This is a genomic window from Neobacillus drentensis (assembly GCF_036965245.1).
Lineage (GTDB): Bacteria > Bacillota > Bacilli > Bacillales > Cytobacillaceae > Neobacillus > Neobacillus drentensis_G.
The window spans coordinates 1-11,609 of record NZ_JBALPG010000130.1 but is presented as its reverse complement, the minus strand read 5'-3'; the positions used below and the strand labels follow the sequence as shown (position 1 = coordinate 11,609).

The following is an 11,609-nucleotide window of genomic DNA, read 5'->3' as shown; positions in this document are numbered from 1 at the left end:
GGCACCATTCGTGGACAGTTCGCATTTTTTGTCCGCCCTGGGTGGACAATAGGGGTCATTTTTTGGTTTTGCTTATAGTTTTGGATGCAGCCTTTCTGCCTCGAAAATTATTTTATTCATTAGATCGCGAACGGTTAATTTTTTTGCTAATCTTGGGCTCTGGCCTGACCATAGTGACATATGCCCAGTTGTTCCCTTTGCTGCAGATGTCTTTCTAATTGCTTTCGTCAGTTCGTTTTGCAGTGGATAATCTGGCAGGACTTCTTCATAGTTTTTCATTAATTCTATAAAGCTGTTATGTAGACCCCGGGCCATTTTTCCTGAAAATGCCTTTGTCAATACAACCTGTTCCTCCGTTGCTTTAATGATCGTCTCTTTGTGGAGATTATTTGCCCCACTTTCTTTACATACGAGGAAAGCAGTTCCCATCTGTACTCCAATAGCCCCGAGGCATTTTGCGGCCATTATTCCCCTTCCGTCCATAATACCTCCTGCTGCAATTAGTGGAAGGTTAATCACATCAGCAACCTGGGGAATGAGTGACATCAACCCAATTAAGCTTTCACTATCCTTACCGTGGAATGTACCTCGATGACCGCCCGCTTCTGCTCCTTGGACAACAACTGCATCCATTCCAGCGTTTTCAATCAATACAGCTTCCTTTACCGTGGTAGCGGTTCCAATTAAGACGATTGATAATTCCTTTAGCTTCGTTACGAATTGAGGTGAAGGAATACCAAAGGTGAAGGAACAGATTGGAATTTTTTCTTCCATTATTATGTTTAATTGTTCCTGGAAAGTTTTTATGTCCTGTTCAAAGGTAGGAAGAGTTGGTTCTTCTTCAATCTGTAATTCTTCCCGTATCGGTTGTAATAAAGCATTAGCTGTATGTAGCTTCCTTGCATCGGCCGTATAGCTGGTTGGGACAAATAAATTAACCCCGAATGGCTTATCGGATAACTTGCGTAATTCATATATTTGATTGCGTAATTGGTCTGGACTCATATATCCTGCCCCAATCATTCCAAGCCCTCCCGCATTCGAAACGGCTGCAACTAATTCTGAAGTTGTTGGTCCTCCAGCCATCGGTGCCTGGATGATTGGATAATTTATGTTTAATACCCTTGTTAAATCATTTTCCCACATACTTTCCACCGCCTTCTATATTTTATGCACCTGTTTGTTTTCTGGTAAAGTCGTGGTACCTTGTTCCTTGGAATATTAGCTCGCCGACATCGCCTTCTGCCAGCTGTCCATATTGACGTCCATTGACCCCAAATTCCATTCTGTTACCACTTTCTACCTGAAAAGTTACATAATACCATGTACTTGAATGATGGTCATTCCCACCGCCACTTACTTCCGTTCTTTTCGACACCACAATAGCATTTACATTTAAGCGTGGCTGCTTATTATTGTTACTCCACTCGCTAATTCCTTTAAAAATGGTAAATAAAATAATTCCAGCAATTAGAATAAAAAATATTGGGAAAATGAATTGCATGATACTAAACATATCGAACCCCTCATTAAAATCCATCCCTTTAGCCCCCTTTTATCTTGATCTTTTCTTTAGTTTATTAATACGTATTATAATAGAATCTCGTTTCAAGATTTATAAATTATTATTAATATAGCCTCTTCACCACCACTAAAGAATACAATTTTGTAGGAAAATTTCCCAGTACACTCGTCTAATATAAGCACTGAATTTCTTTTAAGCAAGAATATTTGAAAAGTTATTTTCGATAAGAAATTACGATAGGTTCTGAATAAAAACATATGCTATGCTTAAATATATATAAATGTTTTCTAATAAGATGGTGAAACAATGGAACGGATCATATTATTTGACGGTGTTTGTAATCTTTGCAACAGCAGCGTGCAATTTATTATAAAAAGGGACCCAACGGGAAAGTTTAAATTTTCCTCCCTTCAAGGTGATGCAGGTCAAAAATTATTAAAGAAGCATGGCATAAGTACTGATATTAACAGCTTTGTTTTGATTGAGAATGAAAAAATATATATGAAATCAAATGCGGCTTTATGCGTCGGTAAACAATTAAACGGAGCTTGGAAACTGGCACCGGTATTCTTCATCATCCCCCGAATCATTCGCGACTATCTATACGATATCATTGCAAAAAATCGGTATAAATGGTTTGGAAAAAAAGAAAGCTGCATGCTCCCATCACCAGCATGGAAAAACAAATTCTTAGAATAATCGATAAACATAATCGTGAATAACACCATTACTACTACAAACACCTTTTTAATGGTGGCTGCCACCGTAAATGGAACTTATATTTTATTCCATTTACAATACTTTTTATTGAAACTATTATATTCAGCAGGAGATACTAAATGGATATTTTTGTAATAAAAAAGGATTCATTATGGCTTTACAGCCAGTTGTTTAACACCAATTTACAGCTAATTAATGATTCAAATAGGCATATGTCAATCCCCTTCCCATATCAAAATTTGATGAAATCTCTCAAAAAACTCTGGGGATTTTCTTGGCGGGAATATACATGTAGAAAAGCTAAAAAGGAGGCCTGAAATTATCCCAGCCTCCTTTCCTTATGTTTCCATTAAGCTTTTTGAAGGTTAAGATCCCAAATCACACCGAAAGCATCTTTGACTTTCGCGTATTTCGCTCCCCAAAAGGTATCCTGCAGCTCCATATGGACAGTACCTTTTTCCCGTAACGCATCATAAACCTTTTGAATTTCCTCTTGACTTTCAAATTCAAGTGCCAAGGAAATATTATTACCCACTTCTACCCCATTATCTGGAAATGCATCCGAGACCATTATAAACAATTCATCCTTTTTAAATTGGGCATGGATAATTCGATCATTAGCTTCTGGAGGTGTTGGATAGTCTGCTTCACCATAAGTTTGGAGGTTTGATATTTCCCCTCCAAAAACTTCACGATAATACTCTAAAGCTTCTTTTGCATTTCCATTAAACATTAAATATGGTGTTGCTTGCCCTTTCATGTTAAACACTCCCTCATTTTTAATAACCTCTTGATAATTTAATACTTCCCTAAATAAAGACCAAATTAGTCCATTATTAAATAATATATAAAAAAAGAACCTTCGAAATAAATTCAAAGGTTCAAACGAGAACTTACTGTTCAATGCTAAGTTCTCAACATTAGGAGGTCTAAACTCAGAAGAATTTAAACATTTTTATTTTATCATTTTCATAATATTCATTCAATAGATTAAAGCTGTAAAGGGAAAAAGTAATCCAAAAGACATAGGTATTTTAATTATGGTCCTAAACCTGAGAAGTATTGCTTGTAATATATAAAACTAGAAAAATTACCTGCTCAAACAACCAACATGAGAATTCGAATGAATACATGTATCTTTATGAATTAGTCTATACATGGAGTAATAAAATAAATATTTCCTTGTTGACATACATGTATATACAAGTTAAAATGAAACCGTAAACAAAACTTGTATATACAAGTTGTATCGTTAGATGTAAACGTACACATCGCTTGTATATAAAAATTAAATCAAATACTGGGAGTAATCCCATTTTACAGGGGGAAAGAAAGATGGCCAAATACACAGATCCTTCGAAAGAGCTTTTACACCACATTGGGGGTAAAGAAAACATAGCAGCCGTTACCCATTGTGTTACAAGAATGAGATTTGTTTTACATGATCCAAGCAAAGCAGATATTAAAGAAATTGAGTCCATTAAACTTGTAAAGGGTACATTTACCCAATCCGGACAATTCCAAGTCATTATCGGAAATGAAGTCTCCAGCTTTTACAACGAATTTGTCAAAATTGCCGGAGTAGATGGTACATCAAAAGAAGAAGCAAAAGTGGCAGCGAAAAAGAATATGAATAGGCTTCAACGGATGATTGCCCATCTTTCAGACATTTTTACACCACTAATTCCTGCCCTCGTAGTAGGAGGTTTAATCCTCGGTTTCAGAAATGTAATCGGTGACATCAAGTTACTGGATGGCGGAACAAAAACAATTATCGAGGTATCCCAATTCTGGGCCGGTGTTCACTCGTTCCTATGGCTGATTGGCGAAGCGGTATTCCACTTCCTTCCTGTCGGTATTACTTGGTCGGTTACAAAGAAAATGGGCGGTTCACAAATTCTAGGTATCGTCTTAGGTATCACACTTGTATCACCACAATTGCTGAACGCTTATGGAGTCGCAGGTGCAAAAGATATTCCAGTATGGGATTTCGGATTTGCCCAAATTAAGATGATCGGTTATCAAGCTCAAGTAATCCCTGCGATTTTAGCCGGATTATTACTAGCTTTCTTAGAAACTAGACTTCGCAAAATTGTTCCAAATTCAATATCAATGATTGTTGTACCGTTCTTTGCCTTAATTCCAACAGTATTAATCGCTCATACAGTATTAGGCCCTATCGGCTGGAGCATCGGTTCTTGGATTTCACATGTGGTTTACTCTAGCTTAACATCTGCATTTGGCTGGGTATTTGCGGCAATCTTCGGATTTGCTTATGCACCACTTGTTATAACAGGTCTCCACCACATGACTAATGCGATTGACCTTCAGCTAATGAGTGAGCTGGGCGGTACAAACCTATGGCCAATGATTGCCCTATCCAATATTGCTCAAGGTTCAGCAGTTCTTGCGATGATTTATATAAACCGTAAAAATCAAGAAGAAAAGCAAGTATCCATTCCTGCTGCTATCTCCTGTTACCTTGGGGTTACAGAGCCGGCCATGTTCGGGATTAACTTGAAATACGGCTTCCCATTCCTTGCAGCGATGATCGGTTCAATGGTTGCAGCTGTTATATCCGTGGGTAGTGACGTCATGGCGAACTCAATTGGTGTCGGTGGTCTTCCAGGATTCCTTTCCATCCAGCCGCAGCACATGATGATGTTTGCGATTGCCATGGTAGTAGCAATTGTCGTACCATTCATTCTGACAATCATATTTGCTAAAACGGGAATGAATAAATTTTCTTTTAAAAAATAAAAACGAAAGCGTTTGTGTAGCGCATATGGACAGGAGCTCTTTGACTTTTAGCAGAGAAATGGCGAAGTAACTAGCCACTGGTGCTGAAGTAGGACCATTCTCAAAGTCGAAAATTTATTCTTGCTAAACATAAAATAGTAACCAAAGCTCCTATTAAGGAGGGAGATCACCTCCCTCCTTTTCCCCATTAGAGAACTCTATATATTAGGAAGGTGTTTGAAATGTCAACAGCATGGTGGAAAAAAGCAGTCGTTTATCAAATCTATCCAAAAAGCTTTAATGACACGACAGGAAATGGTACCGGTGATATCCAAGGCATTATTGAAAAACTAGACTACTTAAAAGAACTTGGAGTAGATGTCCTCTGGCTCACTCCAATCTATCAATCTCCACAACATGATAACGGTTATGATATTAGCGATTACTACTCGATTCACGAAGATTATGGAACAATGGAAGACTTTGACAAACTTCTAGCTGAAGCCCATAAACGCGGCTTGAAAATTATGATGGATATCGTCATTAACCATACTTCTACAGAGCATGAATGGTTTAAACAAGCTAAAACCTCAAAGGATAATCCCTATCGTGACTTCTATATTTGGAAGGATGGGAGAAATGGCGAGCCACCGACAAACTGGGAATCCAAATTTGGCGGATCTGCTTGGGAGTACGATGAAACGACAGAACAGTATTATCTACATTTGTTTGATATTACACAAGCAGATTTAAACTGGGAAAATGAAAAGGTTCGCGAAACATTATATGAAATGATGCACTTTTGGCTAAAAAAAGGTGTCGATGGTTTCCGTTTGGATGTCATAAATTTAATTTCAAAAGACCAGCACTTCCCTCTGGACGATAGTGATGGACGCAAATTTTATACAGACGGTCCAAGAATCCATGAATTCTTACATGAAATGAACGAAAAAGTATTTTCTCAATACAACATCATGACGGTTGGGGAAATGTCTTCTACTTCCATTGATAATTGCATTAAATATACCAACCCTGAGCAAGAAGAATTGAATATGACGTTCAGTTTTCATCACTTGAAGGTTGATTATCCAAATGGCAGCAAATGGACTAAAGCGGATTTTGATTTTCAATCGTTGAAACTGATTTTGTCAAAATGGCAAGTAGAAATGAATCAAGGCGGCGGTTGGAATGCCCTCTTCTGGTGTAATCATGACCAGCCCCGAGCTGTCTCCCGTTTCGGGGATGACGAGAAGTATCACAAAGAATCGGCGAAAATGCTGGCTACCGCCCTTCATATGATGCAGGGAACCCCTTATATTTATCAGGGAGAGGAATTCGGAATGACCAACCCGAATTTTAACTCAATCGATGATTATCGCGACGTCGAATCCTTGAATATTTTTAATATCAAAAAAAGTGAAGGATTGACTGAACAAGAGATTATTGAAATCCTAAAACAAAAATCTCGCGACAATTCAAGAACTCCAGTACAGTGGAACGCCGACAAATACGCGGGCTTCACGACAGGATTACCTTGGATTCAAACGGCAGCAAACTTTAACGAAATAAATTCGGAAAATGCCATACAGGATCCAGATTCTATTTTTTATCACTACCAAAAGTTAAATCAACTAAGAAAAGAATATAACATAATTATCGATGGTGATTTCGAGCTTTTCCTTGATGATGATGAAGACATTTTTGCATATGTAAGAACAAACGAATCGGAAAAATTACTAGTGATCAACAATTTTTATGACAAAGCAAGGACAATCTCCCTCCCTAAGCAATTAAAGCTTGAAGACTATAAGTGCAAGATGTTACTCTCTAATTATGACGATTCTCCTTTGCTAGGAAAGGATATTCTACTAAGGCCGTATGAGTCAATTGTGTACCACTTGAAAAAATGAACGGAGATTTCATTATGACAAATAAGTACCTAACCATCTATAACTGTATTGTCGAGCAAATAAAAAGTGGGGAAATTCCACCGCAGACGCTTCTCCCCTCTGAGAACGAATTAAAGGACCAATTCGAAACATCAAGGGAAACCATTCGAAAAGCGTTAAATCTGCTCTCGCAAAATGGTTATATTCAAAAAGTTAGAGGAAAAGGTTCGATTGTCATTGACATCAGCAAATTTGATTTTCCGGTTTCAGGCTTAGTAAGTTTTAAAGAGCTGGCAAGTAAAATGGGCAGTAAACCGAAAACGATCGTCAACGAGTTATCGTTAATCAAGCCTGATGGCTTTATTCGGCAGCAGCTCCAGCTTGGAAGTAAAGACCTTGTCTGGAAAGTCGTCCGTACGCGAGAAATGGGCGGCGAAAAAATCATTTTAGATAAGGATTTTTTATCTAACAAGTACGTCCCTTCATTAACTGAAGAGATCTGTGCCGACTCGATATATCAATATCTTGAAAATGAATTAAACTTAACTATAAGCTTTGCAAAAAAAGAAATTGTCGTGGCCGAGCCTACCACAGAGGACCGTACCCTGCTGGATCTTGAAGGCTTTCACAATGTGGTCATCATCAAAAACTTTGTTTACTTGGATGATGCTACCCTTTTCCAATACACAGAATCACGGCACCGCCCTGATAAATTTCGTTTTGTTGACTTCGCGAGAAGAACACACAGATCTTAAATCCAAATGAGGAGCAACCTTTTACTAAATAGTTCCGATAACGTGGAGGAAAAAACAAATCACAGTATTAAAAACATATGATTTAACAACAGAAATTGCACCTTTAATAAAAATATATTTTGCACATAAAAAGGCTTGGGGTAATCCAAGCCTTTTTTGATTGCCATAAATAAGTCTTATTCATGTCTTGCCCCATGCTATTGAATTTGCTAAGCTCATCCTCTGTTATGATTATAAGTCCTTGTACTGAAGGGCTGAATTCTCGGAATTTCGATAAAAAAAATGAAGTGCCCGTTTTGATGATTTAACCCGATTCGTCCTCCATGCAGCTCGACGATGTTTTTGGCTATCGATAGCCCCATGCCAGCACCGGGCGATTTGTGATAGTCGTTTCTCGACGGATCGGCCTTATAAAACCGTTCGAATAGCAGCTTTTCCTGCTCTTCCGATATCGGTTTACTCATATTTTCGACGGCAAAATAAATATGCTGCTCTACCGCGGACAACCGTACCGTGATTTCACCGGGTTTCATCGAAAACTTGAGCGCATTCATCAGTAGGTTATCGATCGCACGTACTATTTTTTCAGGATCGACATAACCGTAAATCGGCGTCTGATCGCGAATCGTACGAACCGTAAGCGAATTTTCCTGCGCAATCGGTTCGAATTCGTTCATAATCTGCTCCAACAAACTGCTAAAATCTATCTTCGTAAAAGAAAGATTCGCCGATCCACTTGTTAATCGCGTGTATTCAAACAAGTCGTCAATCAGCTTTTTTAGTTGCTGCGATTTGTTGTAGGCGTTGTTGATATAGCGCTTATGTTCTTCGAGATTCTCGTAATTATCGTTCTTTAACAAATTCAAATAACCGATAATACTAGTCAAAGGCGTACGCAGATCATGAGAAACACTCGTAATCAGTTCCATTTTCGAATTTTCTATTTGGCGTTCTCGATTCATTTTTTCCTGCAACTGCTCAGCCATAAAGTTGATGCTCTTGGCGACTTCTCCCAGCTCGTCTTCATTGGACATCGGCAGCCGATAATCCAGATTCCCACCCGCTATGGTCAAGAGACCTTCGGCAAGCGTCCGTAAATAACGAACCATGGGTCGCGTTAAAAGGAAGAAGAAGAACAAAAACGAGCCGATCATAAAAATGAAATCTCCAAAATACCCAAGATCGAAAGACAAATAAATGAGAAGCCATGATAAAGCCACCATACAGATGAAGCTTATTACAGCTGCCCAGAAAATTCGGATTCGAATATTCTGTTTCCCGCTTAGAGTGGAAAGGAATTTTCTATACGGCTTTCTATTCAACTTTATATCCCACTCCCCAGACGGTTTTAATATACCTAGGCTCTCGCGGGTTCTCTTCAATTTTTTCACGAATATTACGGATATGAACCATTATGGTGTTATCGGATAAAAATTTGTCCTCTTTCCACACGCTCTGGTATATTTTATCAACATTAAACACATGCCCACGGTGGCTGGCCAACAGCTCTAGAATAGAAAATTCAAGCGGAGTGAGCGATACTTCTTTACGGCGCACCGTCACAATATGGCGACTTTTATCGATGATCAAATCGTTAATTTCGATGATCCCACTGTCGGACACTGAGTTGCCATTGCTTCCTCCGTCCAACTTCTGTCTGCGAAGCTGAGCCTTCACCCGAGCGATCAACTCCAGTGGATTAAACGGCTTAGAGACATAATCGTCGGCTCCCGTCGTGAGCCCGGTTATTTTATCGATATCCTCGCCTTTGGCAGAAAGCATAATAATTGGAATGTTCGATGTTTCGCGGATTTTGAAACACGCTTTAATCCCGTCGAGATTGGGCATCATTACATCCAATATGATCAGATCAACCGTTTCACGGCTCAATATATGCAAGGCCTGCAAGCCGTCCTCGGCCTCGTATACATGAAACCCTTCATTTCGCAAAAAAATATGAACCACATCGCGAATTTCCGGATCGTCATCAACTACAAGCACTTTATAGGTCAAACTTTATCACTCCCTTGCAATTTTTTCTGATTCGAAGTATACCGGATGATGAATAATACGGCAGCAATGACGAACGGTATCCATAGCAGCTTTAATCCGTAACGATAGACGAGATCGCCGACTTCCTGCGCATGATCACCGACCGAATAGCCAACGGTGAAGAAAATGGACGTCCAGACAAAACCTGTTGTGAAGGAGAACAGTGCGTAACGCTTGAAGGTTATTTTGTTAATGCCAATCACGTAGGGCATGACATGACGTATTATGGGGAAGAAATAACTTATACATAATGCAAAGCTACCATATTTATACACCAATGTCTCTGAAAAATTGAGCCATTTGGTCAATTTTTTCCTTCTGTGCAGCCTCTCAAGCACCGTTGTTCCAAATATACGTCCTAGTATATAACCTAGCGACAACCCGGAGATAACACCCAAATATGTTAGGACAAAGGCGGGGAGCAAGTGAAGAAGCCCGTTCGCCGTTACAGCACCTCCTGTCATCACGACAACCTCATCCGGAATCGGCATGCCGACGATACCGAGCCACAATGCGAAAAATAGAGCAGCATAACCGAAATTATGAATCAACGATAGCAACGTATCATAATTCATGTGCAACACCTCCTTTCTGCACAATCTGAATATTTTTTGCCCGATAAAACAGAGCGTTTCCGACAATAAAATTCCTCCCACACCGTCCGCCAAAACGTGCTGTTTGAGGAATGGCAAGAAGCCAGCCCAATGGTGAATACGCAATAAGTTTATTTCAAACAGCATCAAAGCCTTTTGCGGCAAACGTATACGAATGCCGGCGGTATATTCCAAGGGACATAATGAATGTGCTCAATATCAAACATAGAGCTCAGCTGTTTTTTCATCTGCTGCGAATATTGGAAGGCGATAAACAATCCGCCTGGCTTCAGCGAGGTTACGATTTGATCCATTAGTTGATCGCGAAGCTGTTGCGGGAAGTTGAAAAACGGTAGTCCGCTCAAAATGCAGTCCAGATGCTCAATCTTTTCGTTCTGCAGCGCTTCCCTGAGCTTGCACCCATCGGCGTAACAGGAATAAGCCGGGAACTGTCTCATTAATTGATCGCGCAACGACGCGTCCTTCTCAAACAACATCACATTCGCTTGTTCCAAGTTTACCGCATGAATATATTTAGTTATGGCACCCGTACCTGCTCCAAGCTCGGCGATATGGTCGACCTGATTCCAGTTCACTTGTTCGAGCATTTTTTTAGCCAGAAACATCGAGCTTGGCGTAATGCTGCCGATTTGTTTCGGTGCACGCAAAAATTTGTACAGAAATAACAGCTTCTCTTGGATTTTTTCCATCATAAGTCTCCCTCCCTCATTTTCAGTATCCTTATACTAAGAAATATTTCTTCGGAACGAACAAAGAAAATTCTAAAGAAATTCTGAAGTTGAGCGGAACAAATAGAATCACCTACGGCGTCTTTCAGATTGTAGAAGATGCGTGCCCCCTAGACTTGCCCAAACATAAAAAAACACGCCCAATTTGACGTGTTTAACATTGATATCGAATTAAGAGCAGATAAAGAAAAACTAATCGAAAGTATACATATTGGAAGATTATGATTCATTAGAACGTTCTTTATTTAATCTAAAATCCTATTGAGTTAATAATTCCATAATAAATTAGATCTTCATATCGATTTTCTTTCCTCACATGGTCAATTAATATCCCTTCTTTTTTCATGCCTAATTTTTGCAAAACTCTCCCTGAAGCTGGATTTGAATTAAAGTAACGAGCAAATAATTTATGGTATTGTTTTTCATCAAATGCAAATTGTAATATAGCTTGCGCTGCCTCCGTAGCATATCCTTTTCCCCAAAATTCTTCACCAATCCAATAGGCTATTTCACCATTATTAAACTTTTGGTTGTTAGATAACGCTATAGCTCCATATAATTCTCCTCTTTCCTTATCTGTTATAGCA

12 protein-coding genes are annotated in these 11,609 nt (G+C 39.1%); 4 read left to right on the top strand and 8 right to left on the bottom strand.

The genetic code is table 11. From position 1 onward, the window contains the following. Positions 1–72: 72 nt before the first annotated feature. Together V7150_RS21780 and V7150_RS21775 are read right to left on the bottom strand one after the other, a co-directional pair. Complete coding sequence (locus V7150_RS21780; RefSeq protein ID WP_335522443.1) at positions 73–1,146, bottom strand: NAD(P)H-dependent flavin oxidoreductase; 1,074 nt, start codon at positions 1,144–1,146, stop codon at positions 73–75. A 22-nt stretch (positions 1,147–1,168) separates the two neighbouring features. Then, positions 1,169–1,540: a DUF2500 domain-containing protein gene (locus V7150_RS21775; protein WP_335522411.1), complete on the bottom strand. Its 372-nt coding sequence runs from the start codon at positions 1,538–1,540 to the stop codon at positions 1,169–1,171. Positions 1,541–1,831: 291 nt separating this feature from the next. Between V7150_RS21775 and V7150_RS21770 the strand changes: the two genes are divergently transcribed. Continuing rightward, positions 1,832–2,224, top strand: coding sequence for a thiol-disulfide oxidoreductase DCC family protein (locus V7150_RS21770; protein ID WP_335522409.1), 393 nt, complete (start codon positions 1,832–1,834; stop codon positions 2,222–2,224). 370 nt (positions 2,225–2,594) lie between these two features. On the opposite strand, the gene V7150_RS21765 is transcribed toward V7150_RS21770, so the two are convergent. After that, a complete protein-coding gene (locus V7150_RS21765) occupies positions 2,595–3,005 on the bottom strand; it encodes a VOC family protein (protein WP_335522407.1) in 411 nt (136 codons plus the stop codon). Between the two features lie 575 nt (positions 3,006–3,580). Between V7150_RS21765 and treP the strand changes: the two genes are divergently transcribed. The 3 genes from treP (at position 3,581) to treR (ending at position 7,628) form a co-directional block, all read left to right on the top strand. Next, positions 3,581–5,005, top strand: coding sequence for a PTS system trehalose-specific EIIBC component (treP, locus tag V7150_RS21760; RefSeq protein WP_335522405.1), 1,425 nt, complete (start codon positions 3,581–3,583; stop codon positions 5,003–5,005). Positions 5,006–5,226: 221 nt separating this feature from the next. Next, complete coding sequence (treC, locus tag V7150_RS21755; RefSeq protein WP_335522403.1) at positions 5,227–6,894, top strand: alpha,alpha-phosphotrehalase; 1,668 nt, start codon at positions 5,227–5,229, stop codon at positions 6,892–6,894. A 14-nt stretch (positions 6,895–6,908) separates the two neighbouring features. Then, entirely contained in the window at positions 6,909–7,628 is a 720-nt protein-coding gene (gene treR / locus V7150_RS21750) for a trehalose operon repressor (RefSeq protein ID WP_335522401.1), read from the top strand. Positions 7,629–7,843: 215 nt separating this feature from the next. Here the strand turns inward: treR and V7150_RS21745 are convergent, their stop codons facing one another. The 5 genes from V7150_RS21745 to V7150_RS21725 form a co-directional block, all read right to left on the bottom strand. Continuing rightward, positions 7,844–8,782, bottom strand: coding sequence for a HAMP domain-containing sensor histidine kinase (locus V7150_RS21745; protein ID WP_335522400.1), 939 nt, complete (start codon positions 8,780–8,782; stop codon positions 7,844–7,846). 160 nt (positions 8,783–8,942) lie between these two features. Further along, positions 8,943–9,641, bottom strand: a complete 699-nt coding sequence (locus tag V7150_RS21740; RefSeq protein ID WP_335522399.1) for a response regulator transcription factor — start codon at positions 9,639–9,641, stop codon at positions 8,943–8,945. Then, a complete protein-coding gene (locus tag V7150_RS21735) occupies positions 9,638–10,438 on the bottom strand; it encodes a DedA family protein (RefSeq protein WP_420490318.1) in 801 nt (266 codons plus the stop codon). The genes V7150_RS21740 and V7150_RS21735 overlap by 4 nt, the downstream gene beginning before the upstream one ends. Then, on the bottom strand, positions 10,420–10,983 hold the full coding sequence (locus V7150_RS21730) for a class I SAM-dependent methyltransferase (protein WP_335522438.1): 564 nt from the start codon (positions 10,981–10,983) through the stop codon (positions 10,420–10,422). The genes V7150_RS21735 and V7150_RS21730 overlap by 19 nt, the downstream gene beginning before the upstream one ends. A 289-nt stretch (positions 10,984–11,272) precedes the next feature. After that, the coding region (locus V7150_RS21725; protein ID WP_335522398.1) for a GNAT family N-acetyltransferase at positions 11,273–11,609 on the bottom strand (337 nt) is incomplete at its 5' end.